The organism is Rossellomorea sp. GAMAL-10_SWC, from assembly GCF_049568075.1.
Taxonomy (GTDB): domain Bacteria; phylum Bacillota; class Bacilli; order Bacillales; family Bacillaceae_G; genus Gottfriedia.
In genome coordinates, this window is the sequence record NZ_CP144911.1 from 4898089 (window position 1) to 4920603 (window position 22515).

Genomic DNA, 22515 nt, shown 5'->3' on the forward strand with positions numbered 1-22515 from the left:
TTAAATTTATGGAAATTTATGTAAATATGGAATAGTACCACAACATAGGAGGGATACTATTTGAAGTTAAAATCTAAAGTTTTAGGTCTAGCAACAGCAGCAGCAATTTCAATTTCTGCACCAACATTTGCTTCAGCCGCTACTCACACAAATGTCACTAACGATAAAGAAGCGTTTGTAGTGTACAATCCGTCAGGAGGTGTACTGGTTCCATTCGCGTTAGCAATAACGATGAATATGAATATAACTGTAAATACTTCTGGTAAAATTGTTACCGATGAATCAATTTATACAACTATTCCTGGAGGAGCACAATTACCATTTAGTGCATCAGTAAATGCTGGTACGATTAAATACTATAAGAATGGTACATATGTATTCACACATTCATTACCTTTAAGTCCAAGTTATGTGAAAAGTCCAAGTGATTTAGCTGATTACAATGCAGCTAAACCGAATACAGACTTAGCTGATACAGCTACATATAAGGCAATTGGATATGCATCATTTATTAGTACTAGTACAACTCCAGCTGCTTATACTGGCGATTTAACTGAAGGGGTGGTGGACTAAATGAATAAAGTTAAAAAAATAGCAGTTGTATCTGCTTTAGTTGCAGGTCTTGGTATTTCTGGTACATTTTATGCTTCGTCATCAACACAAGCTGATAAATCAGAGAATCAAAGAGCTTTTTCAAATTTAGTTAAAGAACATCAAAGCACGAAATCTTTACAACAAAAATCGATCCTAATGATCAATAAGAAAACATATTCAAACAAAGAGTTCTCAGCTTTCAAAGAAAGTAAAAATTTAGTTCAACGAAATAACGGGAAACAAGCTTTAAGCGATGCGAAAATAAAAGAAGATTTTATTAAAGAATCTGTTTTAGAACAAGAAGCAGAAAAACAAAACATTAATGTAACAACAGCAGAAGCAAAGGCATTTGCTGATCAAATGAAGCAAGCTGTTGCTCAATCGCAAGATCCGAATACAAAACAATTTTTAACTGACTATATCTCTGCATTAGGGATTTCAGAAGATGAATATTGGAACAACTATGCAACCCCTGCATACCAAAAGGCATTAAAAATTGGGAAGTTAAAAGGAAACTTCTTTAAGCAAGAAAAAGCGAAGAATGCAAATCTCTCTGATGTTGATTTAAATAGCGCTTGGGAGAAACAACAAGAAAAATTAGTAAAAGAATCAACTGTTGAATCTTTAAACTAACTAGTAGAGAAAGTCGTTACAGGCGGCTTTCTTTTTTTATGAAACTCATTCATTTCCTGCTATTCTTATCATAGTGATAGAAAAGTGGAAAACCATCAACTACTATCACAACTTATTCAATGAATTACTGGAATACAAATACTTTTTATCTCTTCTCGTAAACTTTAAATGAGGTGTTAAATGGAATTTAAAGTTTTTGTATTAGCGAATGAGAATGCTCGATGTCAAATATGGTTCAAAAGGGAAATAGAACATCTAATCGTCAAACTAGAAATAAAAAATACGTTTGAGTCGATTGATTAAATTGAATTTAATACGATTGACCAAAATATTTTAAAGTATCAGTTCTACCAAATAGCAAAGGTTGGAAGAAAACTGTCGGATAAAATATGTAATGAATTAAAATTAAATTATTTAAAAGATAAAGAGACTAATAGATTGTTTATGGTAGAAGTAGAGTAACCGAATACCAAATTCCAACCTAAAAGGACTCTGCATCATATTAGAAGAGTCCTTATTTTATACACACAATCCAAGACTTAAGCATTGATGTTCTTATGCAACGGTACTATTCTCAAAAATGAATACAATCAAAATTTGTTACAAATGCGGTAAAAAAGAATCTATAAGGTTGGTGAGAAGTTCTTTTTTGTGTTCCGATGCTTTTAAATTGAATTATTTACTTTTATCTACAATAGGTTGTACAGCACCAATCATTTTAAATGATTTTGGAGCGGTTAATTCGATCTTTTGAACATCTGCATTTAATTTAGAAGGATATACACCATATAATGACACGCCATTCTTTCCTGAAGTCAAACCTACAAACTTAGTGTTCTTTACAGGTATACGATATTTATCGCTTAGTAGATTTAAATCTTTATCATAAACAGTTAAATCTACAGTTCCTATAACTCCACCTTCTAAAACATATACATTTCCTTTCTCATCAAAAGCAATACTCTTTATTCCGTTTTCTGTTTGTAATTTGACCGGTTGACCATCTATAAAAATAGGTTTGTTGTTGGTAATATCGAATACTGCTTCAATATTTGATTCAGATATTTCATAAACCATATTATTAGCAGAGTTTACGAAAAACTTAGAACTTAATTGTAGCTCCTCAGGGAATTTTACTTTTATCTCTTTGTTGTTGATTGTGAAAGATGTATACGCTGAATCTATTGCAATCTTTGATTCCATATTAGTACCACCAAATCCGTTTGTTAGTTTTATAAGATGGCTAATACTATCAAAATCGGAATGATCTTTTCTAATGAATTTGTTGTCTTTAAATAAGATGTTTTTATCTAAATGAATTAAATGTTCTCCTTTAACATCATCAGAAACATAAAAATTAATTGAACCGTTATTTTCATCAATATAGAGATAACTATGTGAATTTTGTTTTTTAAATTTAAAATCATACAGATCTTTGGGAATAGATGTATTCCCTAACTTATCATTTCTACTACTAATGAACAGTTGATTTTCAGTTGAACGATTTTGTTGCTCGTTGTTACTCTTGTTTGAATTATTATGGGCCTGTTCCTTTTTACTATTCTGTTCATTCGTACTTGTTTTAGTTTGGCTGATTGGTTTTGAACCATCATTATTGGTGCAACCAGTTAAAAGTAATAGTGCTGCCATACTTGCTGTAACTTTTTTGTTCATTCTCATAATAATCCTCCGCTTTTCTATATGATGATATATGTTATTGTAGAGTGAAAAAATAACCATTTATTTCCAATACCCTATCTATTGATTATAAAACACTATAAATAAATTAAAACTATTACATTTCGACATTTTTTGTAATCTTCTACCTTTGAATTTAAATATCATATATTAACAACAGATTTAAGAGCTCTTTAGTTCAAACTGAACTATCGGAATAGTTTGTAAATTACTCAAGGTTATTATTTGGACGTAGTGCGGAAATCAAACTGTAGATAACTATACAATAGAAGAAGTATATAATGAGTTAATGAAGAATTAGCAATCCCAATCATTTACGATATCGATTGCGGGCATGTACCGTCTCAAATTACATTAATTAATGGAGCATTTGCAGAAGTAGAAGTATATGTTGGAAAATAGAATTGTTCAGTCTTTTATGTAATGCAAATACAAAAAGCATTTTTTATAGAAGAACGCTCATTTTTATTAAAATTTAAAAATGAAAACAAGTGCCATTATCGTAATAACCACTGTGAAAATACCGATGACCACTTTTGTGTAAAGTACATATCCATCAGAAAGTTCAGGTTCTTCTTTATACATCCACCTTCTACCCCATAATAAACTTTCTCTTGTATTAAAAAAAGACCATAACAAAATAGCGTAAACAGGAATTAATAATATAAAACATATAATTTTACCAACCATATTTTCGCCTTCTTTCTGAGAATCAACTTATTATAGTTAATTATATACAGAACGTTGATAACAAAATTGCTGATACTTTGATAAATATGTGACTTTTAGATAGCTTCTATTATTTTAGAATACACTTTGTTTCTTTTATTTACTGAAAAGTTTGAACATTGATGTTATAATGGCATTCCGTGTCTCAAAATAATGTTTAATTAAAAGGGGATGGATATAATGGAAATTTTATTAATTCGTCATGGTCAATCTGAAGCAGATTTATTAAATGTTCATGAAGGTAGAGCAGATTTCTTGTTAACTGATTTAGGGATTAAACAAGTTAACAAAATGGCTGAAAGGGTAAAAAATGAATTTGCCCCAGAAGTAATCTGGTCTAGTACGTTAAAAAGAGCGAAAGAAACTGCAACAATACTTTCGGATTTAACTGGATGTGAAATAAAGTTTGAAGACGATTTAATGGAACATAATAATGACGTTTTAGCAGGAGTATCATTTGAAGAAGCAAAAAAAATCGCTATGCCTAAATATCCTCATGAAAGTGTTGAAAATGGGGAGTCTGCAATCGAATTTCGGATGAGAATGGAAATGATTTTTTCGAGAATTTTAGCAAGCTCTGCTAATTTAAATAGAATCGCAATTGTAGCCCACGGGGGTGTTATACATAATTTAATTCTTTCATTTTTAAAAATGCCGATTCATTCAGACTTTGGATTTTTTACGGGTGATACAGGAATTCATTTATTAGAGATTAATGAAAGAGGTAGATTTATACGTTTTCTAAATGATACGAATCATCTTAAGGATCTAGTAGAGGTGGCAAAATGAAAAAGGTCAATGTGGTCTATACGCTTATCCATGATGAAATAAATAAAAGTATTTTAATGGTACAAAATGAAAATGAAGTATGGACTTTACCTGGTGGTGCTGTTGAAGAAAATGAAACACTAAAACAAGCAGCAGTACGAGAGGCGTTTGAGGAAACTGGATTAGAAGTGGAAGTAGGCAATATTGTTGCGATTAATGAGGCTTTTTTTCCTGAAAGAGGACATCATGCAATTTTGATTACATTTAGTGCAAAAATAATCGGTGGAGATCTAGGCATTTCTCATAAAGAGGAAATTCTTCAACTTAAATGGATGGATCTCCAAACGGCAAATCAATTAATGCTCTATCATAAGGCGGGAATTGAAAAATTATTAGAGTCATCTGTTCCTTATACCTTTCAAGGTTAAATAAATTAGATAATTTTAAGAGACTAGGGAGATTACTAAGTGCTTTAATCTCTTAAAATCGTTCTTGTCTCCTAAACTCCTACCTTTAATCCTGCCTTTTTTGTCTTGTATAAGTGCTTAAAAGACTATAACATAGTAATATTATGGCATAATATAAGAAAGTCAAATTATTAAATAGAATCAGGAGCAGTAAAATGATTATCAATAATGAACAAGAATTAGAAGCTTTAAGAAAGATCGGTCGTATCGTAGCGTTAGCGAGAGAAGAAATGAAGGCAAGAGCTGTCGTTGGAATGACAACAAAAGAATTAGATGAAATCGGTAGACAAGTTTTAGAGGAGCATGGTGCAACTTCAGCCCCACAAAAAGAGTATGATTTTCCTGGTACAACATGTATTAGTGTTAATGAAGAAGTAGCTCATGGAATTCCGGGAGACAGAGTACTTCAAGATGGCGATTTAGTTAATGTCGATGTGTCAGCAGCATTAGATGGATACTATGCAGACACTGGAATCTCTTTTGTAGTTGGGAAAGGTGACTTACTAAAAGAGAAGCTTTGTAAAGTTGCAGAAGATGCATTTTGGGCTGCGATGAAAAAAACAAAAGCAGGTTCAAAGCAAAACCAAATTGGAAGAGCAGTATATAATGAAGCAATTAAAAATGGTTTAAATGTAATTGAAAATCTAACAGGCCACGGAATTGGAAAAAGTCTTCACGAAAGCCCGCAACATATTTTAAGTTATTTCGATCCAATGGATAAAGCCTTATTAAAAGACGGACTTGTATTAGCAGTAGAACCATTTATCTCTGCAAATGCAGACCACATTATCGAGTCAGGAGATGGCTGGACATTTGTGACACCGGATAAGAGTTTAGTTGCACAATGTGAACATACAATTGTTGTAACAAAAGGCGAGCCAATCATCTTAACACAGATTTAAGAAATAGGAAAAGCGAAGAATTTAAGTTCTTCGCTTTTATTTTTCCATTACATTTGCTTAGAATAATTTAACTCCCAAGTAAATCCATTTTTATCTCTTACAACAGCAAATCTAGAATTCCAAAATGTATCTTGAAGCTCCATATGAATTTCTCCATCTTTTGATAACTTTTCATAAATTGTATTAATTTCATCTTCAGAACTCATTTCTAGCGTAGTCCAAACATTGTCGCCTTTTACTAATGGTCTAAAAACATCTGCAAAATAAATTACACAATTTTCATTGATATGTAATTCGGCGTGTATGTATTTTCCTTCATGCCCTTTAAACATTTCCATACCATCGCCGGTTTGTGTGTTTTTAATTTCTCCACCAAAGATTTGTTTGTAGTACTCTAGTTCTTCTTTACAGTTTTCAACGTAAATATGAGGTAAAATATTTTTCATTTTTTTCTCTCTTTCTTTTGAATATTTATGTATGAATTGCGAACAATAAGTCACAGTTTTAAGTATAGCCAAATAGAATAGGTATTGTGCTAAAAGTTAAAATATTTTATAATTTAAATAAATTTAAGTTCGAAAAGGAGGTGTAGAAAAGATGTTACGTTTTCAAATGGTTTGCGCACAAATGATAGAATTTTTATATTATTGTCGTGCAAAATTTGCGTTTTTAGCTGTTAACGGGATAGGTCTGTCCATTTTTAACAATTTAACAACTCAAATAAAACGAAAACGTACTCTTTCCTACGACTTCAATTGATAAAATAATTGTGTGATCACACACTTCTATTTAAATCATTATTTAAGCCATGGATGAGTTCATTAATCTATGGCTTTTTTCTATGGATTGGTACGGAAATAGAAGGAGAAAAAATCATGATTGCATGTAGTATAGAAAAAATTTCAAAAATGTTTGGTGGAAATTCACTTTTTACCCAATTATCATTTCAAATACATCAAGGTAGCCGTGTAGGTTTAGTTGGAGCAAATGGAAGCGGTAAAACTAGTATTTTTAAACTTTTAACGGGTATGGAATCACCTGATACTGGTTCAATCCATTTTAAAAAAGGATTAAAAACAGGGTATTTAGCTCAAATTCCTGTTTTTCCAGATGAGATGACTAGTAGGGATGTTTTATTAACTGTTTTTGAAGAATTACGAAAAATAGAAAATGAAATGAAGCAATTAGAAATAAAAATGTCTAATACAGTAGATGAACGTACTTTAGAACAATTGCTAGTCAGTTATGGATCATTACAAGAGAAGTTTAGTAATAACGGTGGTTATGAGATGGAAGCCTCACTTGCGAAAATAGCTAATGGATTAGGAATCACTGACTTACTTACTAAACAATTTGTTTCTTTAAGTGGTGGAGAAAAAACAAAAATTGGATTAGGAATCGTCCTTTTACAACAACCTGATTTACTATTACTCGATGAACCAACGAATCACTTAGATTTATCCGCTATTGAGTGGTTAGGTTCATACTTAAAGGAGTATGAAGGAACGATTATTGTCATCTCGCATGATCGCTATTTTTTAGATGAGGTAGTTAATCATATTTTAGAATTAGAAGATGGTGAAATTAACGATTACCATACAAATTATTCACAATATGTTATTCAAAAAGAAGAAAGATTACTAAAAGAATTCCAGGCTTACGAAGAGCAGCAAAAGAAAATACAAAAAATGAAAGAAACGATTAAACGCTTAAGAGAATGGGCTAATCAAGCAAATCCACCGAATGCTGGTTTGCACAGAAGAGCTAGAAGTATGGAAAAAGCGCTAGAACGAATTGAGAGATTAAAACGCCCGGTCTTACAAAAAAAGAAAATGGCATTTCAGTTAGAGGAATCTGGCCGAAGTGGAAAAGATGTAATTGTTGCAGAAAATCTTTCAAAATCCTTTGCGGAAAAAGTTTTATTTAATCAGCTTAACTTTTCATTATACTATGGCGAAAGAGCAGTTATTGTAGGAGATAACGGGACAGGTAAATCAACTTTATTGAAGATGATTTTAGGTCAGTCATCAATCGAGGAAGGAAAAATTAAACTGGGTAGTAATGTAAAAATCGGTTATTTATCACAACATTACGAACCAATCCATTCGGATCACACCGTACTTCAGGAATTCAGAGAGGAAGTACATGTTACAGAAGGAGAAGCACGTAATATATTAGCTGGCTTTTTATTTTATGGCTATATGGTCTATCGCAAAGTAAGTCAACTTAGTGGTGGAGAGAGAATGAGATTAAGGTTGGCTCAACTTATGTATCAAGATATTAATTTATTAATCGTAGATGAGCCTACTAACCATTTAGATATTGAATCTAGAGAAGTTTTAGAAGACGCTCTTGAAAAATTCAAAGGAACGATTCTTTCTGTCTCGCATGACCGTTATTTCATTAATAAGCTATTTTCAAAAATTTATTGGCTAGACAATGGTAGGTTTTTCGAATTTATTGATGAATACCAAATTGCAAAAGAAAAAATGACGACCTATCGAAATAATAGAGAAAAAGAAAAAGTGATTAAAATAAATTCGTCTTCGAAACCGATTAAAATAAAAACAAAAATTCGAACGATAGAAGATATTGAAAATGAAATCTATTCTTTAGAAGAAGCAGTCAGTGAAATTAATAAACAAATGTTATTTGAAAATGATCTAACCATTTTACAGAATTATCAACGAGAACTTGAAGAATTAGACATAAAAAGTATTGTTTTATATAAAGAACTTGAAGAATGTATTGAGTAAGAAATTACCGTAAGTATTTAAAATATAGGATAAACTCATAGGCGAAAACATCAATTAAATAAATAAAGTTAGTTAAATGTCTTAGTACTTGCTCATGCCTTTATCAGAATTAATAAGTTATAGGGATATGATTCTATTTAGGGTGGTGAGTGCATGAGTTTTGATGAGCTATATAGTCGATATCCTGGACCAGGATATGCTCAACCAGGACATGGACCAGATCAAGGTCAAGAGCATGGACCAGGTCAAGGACAGGGACATGGGCCAGGATACGGACCAGGTCAAGGACAGGGACATGGGCCAGGATACGGACCAGGTCAAGGACAGGGACATGGGCCAGGATACGGACCAGGTCAAGGACAGGGACATGGGCCAGGGTACGGACCAGGTCAAGGACAGGGACATGGGCCAGGGTATGGACCAGGTCACGGACCAGGATATGGACATGGACATGGACCAGGACATGGACCAGGACATGGACCAGGACATGGACCAGGACATGGACCAGGATACGGGCCAGGACACGGACCAGGATATGGACCGGGACATGGACCGGGACATGGGTTTCCTGGACCAGGAGGTTATTGGCATGGAGGATATTATATCCTGAATGGTAGAAGATGGTACTTTGTGCCAGGGGTTGGATGGGTTGTTGTATACTAAAAAATAATAAAGCTGATTAATCTTTTTAATCAGCTTCTACATAAGTAATCTATACCTCAAATGGGTTATTCTGCCTATTTTATTGATAAAAGGTTTACTTTTTAGACTTTCATAAGAGATCACTAACGATTTATAAGCAATAAGAAAAAATACCAGTATCCAACTGATCGGATAACTGGTATTTTAATTATTTTCACTAGAAAGTATAAATTGGCAGCGCAGAAGAAAACTCGACGTTAGTTGCCAATTTTAGGGATTAAGTATAAGTGCAACTACGCCTCTGTCTTCACCTAAGGATCGCCAATCGGCTAGTTTTCTTTATTTTTCAACTCCAAAAACAATTCCGCCTTGCTTTCTCGCAGATTCAGTTACTGTTAATACTAACTTGCTAAGCTCTTTTAATTTTTCATATTCAGTTATATTTGATTCTTTTATAATGCTAGTAATATTTTGGATTTCATATAGCATATCATTTGGTACTTGGCTAACTTCCAATGATTCTCGTTGCTTCGATTTATGGTTAATCAAAGTAATTTTTGAAATTGGAGATGGTTTATCAAGAACTAAAGTTCCAATTTCACCAGTAATTTCACTTTCAATATATGATTGAGAGACTTTAGAGCATTGGATGCTACAAGTGAAGTTTTCATAATTTAATACTAATGTTCCGCTACCATCTATACCGGTACGCAATTTAACAGGTGTATAATTTACTGAGGCTGGTTTTCCGAATAAACCGATCACTACATAAATTGGATAAACACCTAAATCTACTAATGCCCCACCAGAAAATTCGGGAGAGAAAACATTAGGATTCTCACCTTTAAGGAATGCATCATATTTAGAAGAATATTGTAAATAATGCAGATTAGCACTTCTAATTTGGCCGATTTTTTCTAAACCTTCTTTTAAAGCTGTAAAGTTTGGTGAGTGGAAGTTACGAATTGCTTCGAATAAATAAACTCCATTTTCTTCTGCAACTTTAAAGGCATGATCTAACTCTTTAATTGTTGAGAAAATTGGTTTTTCACATATGACATGTTTTTTATTCTTTAATAATAAAATGCTTTGTTCATAGTGTAATGAGTTCGGAGATGCTATGTATACTACGTCGATATCAGGGCTTGTTGCTAACTCTTCAATATTCGTAAAAAACTTAGGAGCGTTGTGCTTTGTAGCAAATGCTCTTGCAGTTTCTTCATTTCTAGAATAGATCGCAGTTAAATTAAGCAATTTACTATCCTTTGAAGCTTCGATAAAACTTTCTGTAATCCAGCTTGTTCCAATGGTACCTAAATTCATTTTTTCAACTCCTAAAAAATAATTAGTTAACTTTATCTTTACAATCCTAATCGAAAGATATGTTAAAATAAAGTAAAATACATCGAAGGAAGTGACATTTTATGAAGAAAATTTGTGTTTATGCTGGTTCAAATCTTGGGAATAGAGAGTCATTTAGTCTTCAAGCAAAAAAACTAGGTGCCTTATTTGCTAGTAATAATATAGATTTAATATATGGTGGATCAAGACTAGGGATTATGGCAGAAATCGCAAATGAAGTATTAAAACAAGGTGGAAATGTCATTGGCATTATGCCTGGTGGATTATTTCGTGGAGAGGTTGCCCATAAAGGGCTAACGCAATTCATTGAGACAGAATCAATGCATGAGCGTAAAGCTTTGATGAACGAGATGTCCGATGGGTTTATTGCACTGCCGGGCGGAATTGGTACTTTCGATGAATTATTTGAAATTATTTGTTGGGCACAAATTGGAATCCACAATAAGCCAATCGGTTTATTAAATGTTGATAACTTCTTTAGCCCTGTGTTAGATTTACTTAAACATGCTATAAAAGAAGGGTTTATGAACGAGAATACCCTTTCATTATTTGTTGTTGCAGAAAATGCAGACGACCTATTAAAACTAATGCAAAACTATGAGCCACCTGTTATGCAAAATAAATGGAAGCAATTAGAAGGAAAGTAATTTATATTTTTTGTACTTTTTCTACCCACAATTTTGTGGGTTTTTTGCGTTTTATTATGAGTTTTAATGAAATTCTTGCAGATTTAGAGGGTTTCTAGATCAACGAAGTTCACAACTTATCAACAATGTTCGATATAAATTCGTACTTTTCAGTCTGAATTCACTAGTTATCAACATACCAAATACACCTGAATTTGAATCCTATGACTTTATGAATAAAAAATTACAACTTTATAAACATTGTTCACAACTTTATCAACAAAGTTAGCATTATGTTGCATTCTATCCACAACCAATATTTTGCATAAAAAAAGGGCTCTTTATGAGAGCAGCCCTTTATCCATCAATTTTCTTGCTTTCTTCTATTTTTAAACCATTTTGCTGGGCTCAGTTTTTTACGATAGTTCGTCATAACATCTTTACCTACAAATACTCCACCAATCCAAAACATTCCTTCTCCAAGAATAACTAATAGAGCGATCAGACCAGCTTTTAAGCTCCCAGAAACAGGTAAAAAAGGTAAAGCAAAGATTAATAAATATGGGATAAATGAGCCAAATACTAAGTAATATGGTATTCTTTTCATAATGTTCTCCTTTCAATTCCTTCCATGAGAATAGCATTAATTATTCAGAAAAGGAAGGGGAAAACTTTACAGTTAGTAAGAGATTATTGCACATTTAGGAGGCCTCAAGATGAATCGAGATATTGTTCTTGAGCTAAAAAGCGTAAATAAGACGATTAACAATCAAAAGATTATTAAAGATATTAGTTTTGAATTATATAAAGGTGAAGTTTTAGGTTTACTTGGGCCAAATGGTTCAGGGAAAACGACGACAATGCGAATGATCGTTGGACTTATGAGTATCACGAGTGGTGAGATTTATATCCAAGGCAATTCGATTAAAAACAACTTTAAAGAATCGATTAAACAGATCGGAGCAATGATTGAAACTCCTGCATTTTACCCTTTTTATAGTGGGTATAAAAATCTAATGTATTTTGCTCGAATGATAGAAGGTGTTTCAAAGGAAAGAGTTCTTGAGGTTATTGATTTACTTGGACTTTCGAATGCCATACATAAAAAGTTTTCAACGTATTCCTTAGGGATGAAGCAAAGATTAGGAATTGCTCAAGCGTTATTACATAATCCTTCAATTTTAATATTAGATGAGCCAACAAATGGATTGGATCCAGCTGGAGTAAGAGAAATCCGTGACTATTTAAAACGTATCGCTCAGGTCGAACAAACAGCAATCCTACTTTCTAGTCATCTATTATCTGAAATCGAATTGATTTGTGACCGCTCAATTATTATTCAAAATGGTCAATTTGTTGAATCAATTGATCTGAATGATAAAAGTGGTGAGAAGCTATTTATTGAAATAGTTGTAAAAAGCACGAAAGTTTTTGAAAGTAGTTTTACAAATAAAGATAACAAGTACAAATTTGACGTTATTAATGATCGATCAATTATGTTTGAAATTGATGAAGAAGAGATTCCTTCATTAATGAAAGGATTGGTACTGGCAGGGATAGAGATTTATTATGTAACTCGCAAAAAAGAAAGGCTAGAAGATTTGTTCATTCAATTGACAGGAGGAAATGTCATTGAGTAATTTTATTCGATTAATTGAGAACGAATTACGTAAAATATTTGTTCAAAAATCATTTATCATAACGTTAATTTTACTATTTATCCCGATTATTGTTCTAGGAAGATGGGATTATGTAGAAAAGGAAAGCGGAGCAGCAAAAGCTGAAAACTGGAGAACAGAATTAAAAATAGAAAATAAAAAGATAGAAGAAGCATTAGCAGGGCAAAACTCTTCAGATTTACCGGAATTTTCCAATGAACAAAAAGAGACATATGAGATCAATAAGTATCGACTTGCACATAATATTTCACCAATTCAACAACACACTGTGTTGGACTTTATGAAAAAAGGTGCGATCGTAACGAACTTTATAGGAATCCTTCTTATTTATTTTGCAAGTAATATGATGTCAAAAGAGCATCAATGGAAAACGATTAATTTCCTGCTCGTTAAACCATCAACAAGACGAATGATCTATTATGCAAAATTTTTAAGCTTGGTGGTATTATATTTCATCTTTTCTTTTGCAATCATCATCTACTCATTTATTATAGGTAGTGCATTAAACGGCTTAGATTTTAGTGCTCAACCGGTATTACAATATGTGAATAAACATGTAGTAGAGCAAGGTATTTTACCAAGTTTACTAAACGATTACTTAATTAATCTACTACCATACTTATTCTTTGTTGCAGTTGCTTATTTCTTATCAACTGTTTTAAGGACAAGCAGTATTTCTTTATTAATAAGCATAATCCTATTAGCAACATCAGATGTGATCGCAACATTATTAAGAACAAAAAGCTGGTCTAAGTTCTTACCATTTATGCACACTGATTTAACGGTTTACACAGAGGGGATCAATATAGAAAACGGCATGAGAATTGAATTTTCTATAGCAGTATTGGTCGTTTATATATTGTTATTTCTTGTTACTGCTGGCGAACTCTTTAAGAAGAGGGATGTTGCTGGGCAATAGAAAAAAGGATAAGGTAAACGCCTTATCCTTTCAGACTGTTGACATACGCTCACTTTCTTCGTTGTTTCGCCTGTCTGCGGTGCTCGTTACCGTTTAGGGTAACTCCGCTCCTCACCAGGCTTCACGCCTCGAAAGACAAGCGCTTGCAATCAGTCTGAAAATCAAGTTTGTAGTAACTTGTCTTTACACTGAAAGGATAAGGTAAAAGCCTTATCCTTTTTCTATTCTTTTCTTTCCTTCAGCATTGATCCGTATGGAATGGTGTTAGTAGTAGATGTTTTGTAAACCGAGCAAACGTTGACTTGTGCAGATTTGTTATACTCCCATTTTAGACATGCGTTTTGGTTGTATTCGACAGATGAATCTGTTGTGAAAAAAATAACAGCTAGACTAAAAATAGTAAATCCACCAATTAGGCCTCGTTTAATTTCATCGCAATTTTCTTTAAGCCATAGAATAGATTTGCGCATATACTCCTCCAAGAGTTTAAAATAAATATAAGTAATTCATTCTATGAACAAAAAGGGTAAGATAATACAAATCTATGGATAAGTTTACCTAGAAGAATATTCCAAATAAAAAGGCATCTATGCCCAAAGATGCCTTTTTTTATAACTATTCTATTTTAGTCCTCTTGTTTCAGTAATCCATATAAGAATATATTCATAATTTCATCTACTACTTCTTTTTGTTGGATATATTGTGAGGTTGTTTGGTCCATATTTAAAAAGGCTTGGCTCAAGACTTGGATATAGATTAGTAATGTTTTGTTTTGAACCTCATTTCGAACTAAACCTAGTGAACGTCCTTCATCGATTAGGGAAATCAGCAATTTGAATGATTTGTTCATTGTAAAATCTAAAACTAATTCTTGTAGTTCAGGGTCCTTTTTCATTAATGCTGTAAACATTTCAAGATTAATTATATCAAGACCGTTTTTCTTACGAATAAATAATTCTTTAATTTTTTCTTTAAATGGAATATCACTTGAAAGCATTTGTTTTGTTTCTTCGTATTGTTGATCCATTAATCGAATAATTGTAGCTTTTAGTAGGGCTTCTTTACTACCATAATAATTGTAAATTGATACTTGTGATACATTCGCTAACTTTGCAATATCTGCTATTTTTATATCATTTAAAGGTAATGACAATAATTTAGTCGTGCTTTTTTCAATGCTATCCATCTTCTGCAGAGTTCGTTTTTTATATCCATCCAATATCGGTACCTCCGTCGCGATCTATACAATAGTATATCATGTTTTGAAATATTTTATTAAAATTATTTCAAAACATATTCTCTTTTTTAGGATTGAGGTATATACTAGTTTTGTAATAATCACAACGGAATATTTCAAAACAAAGCGGGAGGTTCATTTATGTACGCGATTGAAATTAATAATTTAACGAAGACCTATGGCAATTCAAGGGGTATCACAGATATAAGCTTCAATATAGAAGAGGGAGAAATATTCGGATTTATCGGTCCAAACGGTGCAGGTAAATCAACTACAATTCGAACCTTACTCTCGTTAATTTATCCAACGAGTGGTAGTGCAAAAATATTTGGAAAGGACTGTGTACAGTTTGCTCCAGAAATAAAAAAAGAAATCGGTTATTTGCCATCTGAAGTTTTTTATTATGACAATATGAAAGTGATGGATTTGTTAAAATACTCAGCTAGTTTTTATAAAAAAGATTGCACGAAACGAATAAAAGAATTAGCTGAAGTAATGGACCTCGATTTAACGAAGAAAATTGATGATTTATCTTTAGGGAATAAAAAGAAGGTAGGGATTGTCCAAGGATTACTTCATGAACCGAAGTTAATCATATTGGATGAACCGACAAGTGGTCTTGATCCTTTAATGCAACAAAGATTTTTTGACTTATTAGAGGAGGAAAACAAAAAAGGAGCAACGATTTTATTTTCATCTCACATTTTAAGTGAAGTTCAGCGTTTATGTGATCGAGTTGCAATTATTAAAGAAGGTAAGATTGTGACAGTAGAAAAAATAAGCACATTACAAGAAAACAATTACAAACGATTTAAAATAGATAGTCAAAACGGTGTAGATCCAAATTTCTTCAATATACCAGGTGTAAATAATATTGAAATCAAAGGTAAATCGATTAGCTTTATTTTTAAAGGTAATATCAATAAAGTTTTAAAGAAAATAGCGGAAATCGAAATTGAAAACTTATGGATTGAAGAGCCTGACCTGGAGGAAATTTTCTTACATTATTATGAAAAGGAGGCCTAATAAGCAATGAATATTTTTTTACATGAATTAAAAGCTTATCGGAAATCCACCTTTATTTGGACAGCTTCTTTAATGGCAATCGTCGTTTTTTTCTTATCTTTATTTCCAGCTATAGCAAAGGATTATGTACAATTCTCAAAAGTGTTGGAAGGTTATCCTGAGGGAGTAAGAAAAGCACTTGGACTTGAAATTGAGAGCTTTGGAAATGTTTTAGGATTTTATTCTTACGTATTCATTTATATTTCACTTTGTGGAGCAATTCAAGCCATGATTTTAGGTACTTCAATTATTTCAAAGGAAGTACGTGAAAAAACAGCCGATTTTCTTCTAACAAAACCAGTAACTAGAACAAAAGTTATGTCTTCAAAGATTTTTGCTGGTGTTGCTTCGTTAGCGATTACAAATGTATTCTATTTGGTTGCAACGATTATGATGGCTCAGCATGTAAAAACAGCGGATTATAGTAGTAAGTCAATTATTTTACTCTCTGTATCTTTATTTATTACACAATTACTATTTTTGGGAATAGGCATTTTAATATCAGTTGTATTGCCAAAAATCAAAGCGGTACTATCAATCTCTCTTGCGATTGTTTTTGGATTTTTCGTAGTTGGTATGGTGGTAGCAACAGATGAAAGCAATGCCAAACGTTTTCTATCACCTTTTAAATATTTTGAACCGAAATATATCATTGCTCATTCAAAATTTGAATCAAACTTTTTATTCGCGTCGATTGGAATGATTCTCGTTTCAATCATTGTAAGCTACATGATTTATAAGAAAAGAGATATTCACGCGGTATAACTTATAGGAAAGGGAGGGTGGAAATGAATTTATTTTTAAGAGAAATGAAGACATATCGTAAATCGATTATTTTTTGGTGTATCGGAATTGTTTTTTTAGTCGGTAGTGGAATGGCGAAATATAAAGCTACAGCTTCCAATGGCCAAATAACTGACCTTTTTAATCAAATGCCGAAATCTCTTCAAGCTATAATGGGCTCAGGAGCACTAGAATTGTCAAAGGCAAGCGGATATTTTGGCATCTTAGTTTTATATTTATATTTAATGGCAACGATTCACGCGGCAATGCTAGGCGCTAATATCATTGCGAAAGAAGAGCGAGATAAAACAACCGAGTTTTTATTTGTAAAACCTATTTCTAGAATGAAGATCATAACTTCTAAATTAATGAGTGCTCTAGTAAACGTCCTTATTTTTAACGGTATTACGTGGATATCTAGCGTACTAATAGTAGGAAAGTATAGTAAAGGTGAGCATGTAAATGGTGATATAGCTGTGGTAATGGTCGGGATGTTTATTTTACAACTATTATTTTTAGTAATTGGTTCGGCTATAGCTGCAGTTTGTAAAAATTCTAAAAAGGCTGCCTCTTATGCAACTGGTATTCTACTAATCACATTTATCATATCGATTGCAATTGATTTAAATGATCGGATTGAAGGTTTGAAATATCTTACGCCGTTTAAGTACTTTGAAGCGAAAAATATTATGTATGGTGGAGGATTTGACGGTATTTATACAACTATATCGATCGGATTAATTATTCTATTAACGATTGTGACGTATGTTTCGTTTAAGAAACGGGACTTACATATGTAGGTAAAAGCAATTAAATAGAAGAATAAATTGTGTCAAAATCTAAGATAGGAATATTTTGGATTTGTTGACACCTTTTTTATTAAATATTATATTCAGAAAATATTGACATATATTATTAATCGCAATACCTTTATTATAGTAGGTTATTTCTTGCAAGGGGGTAAAACGAGGGGATGTTTCAACCATCAAAAGAATTTGCAGAATTTCTAGATCAAAAAGATTCATTATCAAATTATCGTGATGAGTTCTACTTACAACCCAATACGATCTATTTAGATGGAAATTCGCTAGGACTTCTTTCAAAAAGAGCAGAACAAAGTTTACTAGATTTATTAGATTCATGGAAGACACTTGCAATCGATGGATGGATGCAGGGCGATCATCCATGGTATTATTTTGCAGAAAAATTGGGAGCATTAAGTGCACCATTAGTCGGGGCAAAAGAGAATGAAGTGATTGTAACTGGTTCAACAACTACAAATCTTCATCAATTAATTGCTTCTTTTTATCATCCAAATGGTCAAAAAACGAAAATATTAGCGGATGAATTAAACTTTCCGTCAGATATTTATGCTATTCAAAGTCAATTAAAATTAAAGGGTTTTGACCCAGCAACTCACTTAATTCAAGTTAAAAGCCGTGATGGTCGAACAATTAGAGAAGAAGACATTATTGAAGAAATGACTGATGAAATTGCCTTAATTATTCTTCCAACTGTTTTATATCGAAGCGGTCAATTTTTAGATATAGAGCGCCTAACAAAAGCTGCACATGAGCGTGGAATTGTAATTGGTTTTGATGGATGCCATTCAGTTGGCGCAATTCCTCACAAGTTCCATGAATGGGATGTGGATTTTGCTTATTGGTGTAATTATAAGTATTTAAATAGTGGACCAGGTGGAGTGGGAAGTTTATTCGTTCACGAAAAGCATTTTGGAACAATGCCTGGATTAGCTGGTTGGTTCGGTTCAAATAAAGAAAAGCAGTTCGATATGAAGCATGAATTTGTTCCATCTGATACAGCTGGTGCTTATCAAATCGGTACACCACATATTCTAAGCATGGCACCGCTTGCTGGCTCACTTGAAATGTATAAAGAAGCTACAATTGAGCGAATTCGCGAAAAGTCATTACACAGTACAGCTTATTTAATGAGCTTAATCAACGAAGAATTAAGTGATTTTGATTTTACAATTGGTAATCCACTTGATGATTCATATCGTGGTGGACATGTTTGTCTTGAACACGATGATGCTGCAAGGATTTGTAAAGCATTAAAGTTAAATGGGATTGTTCCAGACTTTAGAGCACCAAACGTAATCAGATTAGCACCAATCGCACTTTATACTTCTTATGTAGATGTTTGGAATAGTGTACAAATCTTAAAGAAAATCATGGTCGAGAAACAATATGAACAGTTTAAGAATGAACGAGAAATCATCGCTTAGGAGTTGTATAAAATGACATTAATCGATATATCAAGAAGACTTGAAGATGGTATGCCTGTATGGCCAGGTGATACAAATTTTTCGTTCCAATTAAGTTGGACAAAAGAAGAAAGTGGCTCTGTTAATGTTGGGAAGTTAACTTTAAGTACTCATACTGGAACGCATATTGATGCGCCATTTCATTTTGATGAAAATGGAAAGAGAGTCATAGATTTAGATCCTAATTTATATGTAGGCATTGCAAAAGTAATCGAGCTGATTGAAGTAGGTAGCATTAAAAAGTCGGATTTAGAAGCTTTTCAATTCGATGGTGTAGAACGTCTTTTAATTAAAACAAACTCATGGAAAAATGATAGCGTTTTCCCAGAGAGAATTCCACATATTGAAAAGGATGCAGCAGAGTTTTTACACGAAAAAGGCGTTAAATTAGTTGGAGTAGATGTACCTTCAGTAGACCCACTTGATAGTAAAGAACTAGAAGCACATCATGCTCTTCATCATGCCGGTATTCATATTCTCGAATCGATTGATTTAAGAAATGTAACTCCAGGTGAGTATGAGCTTTTTGCATTACCGCTACCATTAACAGATGCAGATGGTAGTCCAGTACGAGCGGTTTTACGTAAATTAGTTTAGGGGGAAAATGGAAATGACACAAGAGCAAAAAAAATTGACAGATTACGAGAAGTATATTCGAACAGAAGAATTATTAAGTTTACAAAAACCTGATGAAGAATTATTTTGTCCGGATGAATTAACGTTTCAAACGGTTCACCAAATTGCTGAGTTGCATTTTAAATTAATCATCCAATCTATTCATTTTGCAGATAAACATATGCGTGCAAAAGAGGTTACGAAAGCAACACATCATTTACAACGCATTAATAATCATTTAGTACATTTACCAGCGGTTTTTGACATGGTAAAACTAGTAAGTCCAAGTGACTATCATATTATTCGATTAGCTTTAGGAAGAGGTAGCGGTCAAGATTCTCCAGGATTTAATGAAATCTTAAAATTAGGTCCAACACTTTGGCAGCCATTTAAAGATTTATTAGATGAAAATTTACTTACACCTGTTCAATTACATCAAGATGCAGCTAAAAACTTTGAGTTATTCCAATTAATGCAAGAATTAACTTGCTTCGATGAAAAATTCCAATCATTCCGCAGACAGCATATTCAACTTGTTCGTCGCATGATTGGTATGAATACAAAGAGCTTAAAAGGAGTACCAGCAGAAGCATTAGAACGTGCTGTACGATTTGAATTTTATCCTGAATTATGGCAAACGGTTTGTGACTTAACAGATTTAACTGGATCAAGCTATAATCCAAAGCCACTTTAATTTAAAAGGTTCATAGGAGAAAAAACAGATTCGATTATTCGGATCTGTTTTTTTTTTTTACTTAAAATGGAAAAATTGCATTATGGGTATGATAAGCCCATATGATTTTTTATTAGAGCGGGGTGAGTTCATGGAAAAAAATCTTCAAAAGCAATTAGACTTTGCTGCTTTTTTAAGTGTTATTTCCTACTTAGTTCTTGCGAGTGTAAAAATACTTGTTAGTTTTTATACAAATTCTAGTGCTCTTTTAGCTGATGGACTTAACAATGTGACTGATATTGGTGCAACTTTGGCTGTATTTATCGGAATAAGAATCGCAAGAAAACCGAGAGATTTAGACCATCCGTATGGACATTCAAGAGCAGAGCAAATAGCTACTTTAATTGCGTCTTTTATTATGATGTCGGTTGGATTACAGGTTATTATTGAAAATATTCGATCACTTTTCGTTGGAGAATATGAGACTCCGAATAGACTAGCGGCTGTAGTGGCATTTGCTTCTGGAATTTTTATGTTTGGCATTTATTTTTATAATAATAAAATTGCCAAGAAAACAAAGAGTAAGGGGCTTGAGGCTTCAGCAAAAGATAATTTTTCCGATGCATTAGTTAGCTTCGGAACGACGATTGGTGTTCTAGGTGCTTCGATTGGTTTTCCTATTATCGATCCAATCGCGGCCATTTTAGTAGGTGCGATAATTTGCAAAACAGCATGGGAGATTTTTTATGATGCAACCCTCCTATTAACGGATGGATTCGATCCAGAAGAAATGAATCTCTTTACAGAAACAGTTGATAAAGTACCAGGCGTACATAAAGTTGTAGATTTAAGAGCAAGAATGTACGGGAATACAACAATCGCAGATGTAGTCATTGAAGTAGACGGCGGAATAGATGTGAGTAAAAGTCACGGTATCACAGACCAAATCGAAATGATCTTAAGTGAACAACATGGAATCCAATATACGCACATTCATGTTGAGCCATTAAGGTCAGGGAGAGCAGGAAAGGATTAGTTGGATAATAACGGGAAAGGGGATTGAAAAAGAATTTAAACTTTTTCAATCCCCTTTTTATTTAATTCATATCTTGCCTAATAAATACGATGAAAGAGATTAGTAATGCTGATATTCCCCATATTGATAAATTCATAATAGAGAAGTGCATGTTTAATCCCTCGATGGACGGGAGTTGACCGGCTAAGTAGTCAGTTAGGCCAAGGTTTACACTAAAGAAATATTTTGCTCCTGACCATGATGTAGCGAGTCCGCTTAGAACGCTTCCTGTTATTAAAGCGGCTAGCATAATACCCATTGCAGCGGGTGTTGTTCGTACTAATACGGATACCATAAATGAAAGAGTTCCGATTATTATACAAACAAACCAAGCAAGTCCAAAGGCCATAATAATGTATTGCCATTGGGGGATCAGTTGAACCGAATTAGTTAGTAGTTGGTTATTTTTGATGACAAATCCTGTTAACACAGGTACTGTCCAGCCCTTAAAACTGAAAACAAATCCTGAAACGACATATGCCAATACGCCGTATAGAACGAGTAGAAAAGAGATTAATAAACAAATGGATATGTATTTACTAAGTAACACCTTCCATCTTTTGATTGGACGGGTTAGTAGGATTTTTATCGTACCGTCGCTTCGCTCACCAGATATAATATCGATTGTGATGACCATTACCAATAAAGGTAAAAGTAGCCACCCAATACTTTGTTCAATTAATTTTCGTATAAATGTAGGTGCACCTGGAGTAGTAGGGTTTATGTCGTTATCCAAATAATATTGCTCTTGATCAATTTGAACCTTTAACCAACTTTTCCATTCTTCAGGTATTCCTGATGAATTTAATCTATTTTGTTGGTCGACTATTTTTTGTTGAAGTGCTACTTTCCAATTATCAGTACCAAGTCTTTTAATTGTTTCTTCAGTTTGCTGCAGTTGAGCATAAACAAAAATAGGGATTAACACTGCTAAAATGAAAAAAATAACAAGTATTCTTCTTTTCCTTACCATTTTTTCAATTTCGTTAAAGACGAGTCTAATTA

26 protein-coding genes and 1 pseudogene are annotated in these 22515 nt (G+C 32.9%); 19 read left to right on the forward strand and 8 right to left on the reverse strand.

Going from position 1 to position 22515, the window contains the following annotated elements; translation table 11 throughout:
* Positions 1-60 precede the first annotated feature (60 nt).
* Positions 61-573, forward strand: a complete 513-nt coding sequence (locus V5E38_RS23590; RefSeq protein WP_499211659.1) for a hypothetical protein — start codon at positions 61-63, stop codon at positions 571-573.
* Positions 574-1227, forward strand: coding sequence for a hypothetical protein (locus tag V5E38_RS23595; protein WP_499211660.1), 654 nt, complete (start codon positions 574-576; stop codon positions 1225-1227).
* Positions 1228-1902: 675 nt separating this feature from the next.
* On the opposite strand, the gene V5E38_RS23600 is transcribed toward V5E38_RS23595, so the two are convergent.
* Positions 1903-2907 (reverse strand): hypothetical protein, encoded by a 1005-nt coding sequence (locus V5E38_RS23600; RefSeq protein ID WP_499211661.1) that lies wholly within the window; start codon positions 2905-2907, stop codon positions 1903-1905.
* Positions 2908-3125: 218 nt separating this feature from the next.
* Here V5E38_RS23600 and V5E38_RS23605 point away from each other — a divergent pair.
* A pseudogene (locus V5E38_RS23605) lies at positions 3126-3327 on the forward strand (LD-carboxypeptidase); the annotation flags it as partial.
* Positions 3328-3393: 66 nt separating this feature from the next.
* Here the strand turns inward: V5E38_RS23605 and V5E38_RS23610 are convergent.
* The gene (locus tag V5E38_RS23610) at positions 3394-3615 is read right to left on the reverse strand and encodes a DUF6199 family natural product biosynthesis protein (RefSeq protein WP_499211662.1); all 222 of its coding nucleotides are present in this window, start codon (positions 3613-3615) and stop codon (positions 3394-3396) included.
* A gap of 219 nt (positions 3616-3834) precedes the next feature.
* On the opposite strand from V5E38_RS23610, the gene V5E38_RS23615 reads away from it, so the two are divergent.
* The 3 genes from V5E38_RS23615 (at position 3835) to map (ending at position 5791) form a co-directional block, all read left to right on the forward strand.
* Positions 3835-4443, forward strand: a complete 609-nt coding sequence (locus tag V5E38_RS23615; RefSeq protein WP_499211663.1) for a histidine phosphatase family protein — start codon at positions 3835-3837, stop codon at positions 4441-4443.
* Positions 4440-4850 carry an NUDIX hydrolase gene (locus V5E38_RS23620; protein ID WP_499211664.1) on the forward strand — a complete coding sequence of 137 codons (411 nt, stop codon included), beginning with the start codon at positions 4440-4442 and terminating at the stop codon, positions 4848-4850. The genes V5E38_RS23615 and V5E38_RS23620 overlap by 4 nt, the downstream gene beginning before the upstream one ends.
* 194 nt (positions 4851-5044) lie before the next feature.
* Complete coding sequence (map, locus tag V5E38_RS23625) at positions 5045-5791, forward strand: type I methionyl aminopeptidase (RefSeq protein ID WP_097973449.1); 747 nt, start codon at positions 5045-5047, stop codon at positions 5789-5791.
* A gap of 47 nt (positions 5792-5838) precedes the next feature.
* On the opposite strand, the gene V5E38_RS23630 is transcribed toward map, so the two are convergent.
* Positions 5839-6237 carry a VOC family protein gene (locus V5E38_RS23630; protein WP_335476986.1) on the reverse strand — a complete coding sequence of 133 codons (399 nt, stop codon included), beginning with the start codon at positions 6235-6237 and terminating at the stop codon, positions 5839-5841.
* A 181-nt stretch (positions 6238-6418) separates the two neighbouring features.
* Here V5E38_RS23630 and V5E38_RS23635 point away from each other — a divergent pair, with 181 nt between their 5' ends.
* The 3 genes from V5E38_RS23635 to V5E38_RS23645 all read left to right on the forward strand — a co-directional run bounded on the left by V5E38_RS23635 (position 6419) and on the right by V5E38_RS23645 (position 9210).
* On the forward strand, positions 6419-6550 hold the full coding sequence (locus tag V5E38_RS23635; protein WP_286145497.1) for an RAxF-45 family protein: 132 nt from the start codon (positions 6419-6421) through the stop codon (positions 6548-6550).
* A gap of 116 nt (positions 6551-6666) precedes the next feature.
* Positions 6667-8547 carry an ABC-F family ATP-binding cassette domain-containing protein gene (abc-f, locus tag V5E38_RS23640; protein WP_499211665.1) on the forward strand — a complete coding sequence of 627 codons (1881 nt, stop codon included), beginning with the start codon at positions 6667-6669 and terminating at the stop codon, positions 8545-8547.
* Positions 8548-8700: 153 nt separating this feature from the next.
* Positions 8701-9210, forward strand: a complete 510-nt coding sequence (locus V5E38_RS23645; protein WP_499211666.1) for a hypothetical protein — start codon at positions 8701-8703, stop codon at positions 9208-9210.
* Positions 9211-9528: 318 nt separating this feature from the next.
* On the opposite strand, the gene V5E38_RS23650 is transcribed toward V5E38_RS23645, so the two are convergent.
* Positions 9529-10512, reverse strand: coding sequence for a Gfo/Idh/MocA family protein (locus V5E38_RS23650; RefSeq protein WP_499211667.1), 984 nt, complete (start codon positions 10510-10512; stop codon positions 9529-9531).
* Positions 10513-10613: 101 nt separating this feature from the next.
* Here V5E38_RS23650 and V5E38_RS23655 point away from each other — a divergent pair, with 101 nt between their 5' ends.
* Positions 10614-11198: an LOG family protein gene (locus V5E38_RS23655; protein WP_098861091.1), complete on the forward strand. Its 585-nt coding sequence runs from the start codon at positions 10614-10616 to the stop codon at positions 11196-11198.
* 343 nt (positions 11199-11541) lie between these two features.
* Here V5E38_RS23655 and V5E38_RS23660 read toward each other — a convergent pair whose 3' ends face one another.
* The gene (locus V5E38_RS23660) at positions 11542-11784 is read right to left on the reverse strand and encodes a transporter suffix domain-containing protein (RefSeq protein WP_056468839.1); all 243 of its coding nucleotides are present in this window, start codon (positions 11782-11784) and stop codon (positions 11542-11544) included.
* A 109-nt stretch (positions 11785-11893) separates the two neighbouring features.
* Here V5E38_RS23660 and V5E38_RS23665 point away from each other — a divergent pair, with 109 nt between their 5' ends.
* The gene (locus tag V5E38_RS23665; protein ID WP_499211668.1) at positions 11894-12817 is read left to right on the forward strand and encodes an ABC transporter ATP-binding protein; all 924 of its coding nucleotides are present in this window, start codon (positions 11894-11896) and stop codon (positions 12815-12817) included.
* Positions 12810-13775, forward strand: a complete 966-nt coding sequence (locus tag V5E38_RS23670) for an ABC transporter permease (protein WP_499211669.1) — start codon at positions 12810-12812, stop codon at positions 13773-13775. Before V5E38_RS23665 ends, V5E38_RS23670 begins: the two co-directional genes overlap by 8 nt.
* A gap of 221 nt (positions 13776-13996) precedes the next feature.
* On the opposite strand, the gene V5E38_RS23675 is transcribed toward V5E38_RS23670, so the two are convergent.
* Together V5E38_RS23675 and V5E38_RS23680 are read right to left on the reverse strand one after the other, a co-directional pair.
* Positions 13997-14245 (reverse strand): hypothetical protein, encoded by a 249-nt coding sequence (locus V5E38_RS23675; protein ID WP_499211670.1) that lies wholly within the window; start codon positions 14243-14245, stop codon positions 13997-13999.
* Positions 14246-14400: 155 nt separating this feature from the next.
* The gene (locus V5E38_RS23680) at positions 14401-14994 is read right to left on the reverse strand and encodes a TetR/AcrR family transcriptional regulator (RefSeq protein ID WP_499211671.1); all 594 of its coding nucleotides are present in this window, start codon (positions 14992-14994) and stop codon (positions 14401-14403) included.
* Between the two features lie 159 nt (positions 14995-15153).
* Here V5E38_RS23680 and V5E38_RS23685 point away from each other — a divergent pair, with 159 nt between their 5' ends.
* From V5E38_RS23685 to V5E38_RS23715, 7 genes are all read left to right on the forward strand, one after another.
* Positions 15154-16038 (forward strand): ABC transporter ATP-binding protein, encoded by an 885-nt coding sequence (locus tag V5E38_RS23685; RefSeq protein WP_499211672.1) that lies wholly within the window; start codon positions 15154-15156, stop codon positions 16036-16038.
* A 6-nt stretch (positions 16039-16044) separates the two neighbouring features.
* The gene (locus V5E38_RS23690) at positions 16045-16842 is read left to right on the forward strand and encodes an ABC-2 transporter permease (protein ID WP_499211673.1); all 798 of its coding nucleotides are present in this window, start codon (positions 16045-16047) and stop codon (positions 16840-16842) included.
* Between the two features lie 23 nt (positions 16843-16865).
* Positions 16866-17660 (forward strand): ABC-2 transporter permease, encoded by a 795-nt coding sequence (locus tag V5E38_RS23695; RefSeq protein ID WP_499211674.1) that lies wholly within the window; start codon positions 16866-16868, stop codon positions 17658-17660.
* Positions 17661-17833: 173 nt separating this feature from the next.
* Positions 17834-19108: a kynureninase gene (gene kynU / locus V5E38_RS23700; RefSeq protein WP_499211675.1), complete on the forward strand. Its 1275-nt coding sequence runs from the start codon at positions 17834-17836 to the stop codon at positions 19106-19108.
* Positions 19109-19120: 12 nt separating this feature from the next.
* On the forward strand, positions 19121-19744 hold the full coding sequence (gene kynB, locus V5E38_RS23705; protein WP_499211676.1) for a cyclase family protein: 624 nt from the start codon (positions 19121-19123) through the stop codon (positions 19742-19744).
* Between the two features lie 13 nt (positions 19745-19757).
* Positions 19758-20456 (forward strand): tryptophan 2,3-dioxygenase family protein, encoded by a 699-nt coding sequence (locus tag V5E38_RS23710; protein WP_335476966.1) that lies wholly within the window; start codon positions 19758-19760, stop codon positions 20454-20456.
* A 130-nt stretch (positions 20457-20586) separates the two neighbouring features.
* Positions 20587-21471, forward strand: coding sequence for a cation diffusion facilitator family transporter (locus tag V5E38_RS23715; RefSeq protein ID WP_499211677.1), 885 nt, complete (start codon positions 20587-20589; stop codon positions 21469-21471).
* Positions 21472-21532: 61 nt separating this feature from the next.
* Here V5E38_RS23715 and V5E38_RS23720 read toward each other — a convergent pair whose 3' ends face one another.
* The gene (locus tag V5E38_RS23720; protein WP_499213635.1) at positions 21533-22492 is read right to left on the reverse strand and encodes an ABC transporter permease; all 960 of its coding nucleotides are present in this window, start codon (positions 22490-22492) and stop codon (positions 21533-21535) included.
* Between the last annotated feature and the right edge of the window lie 23 nt (positions 22493-22515).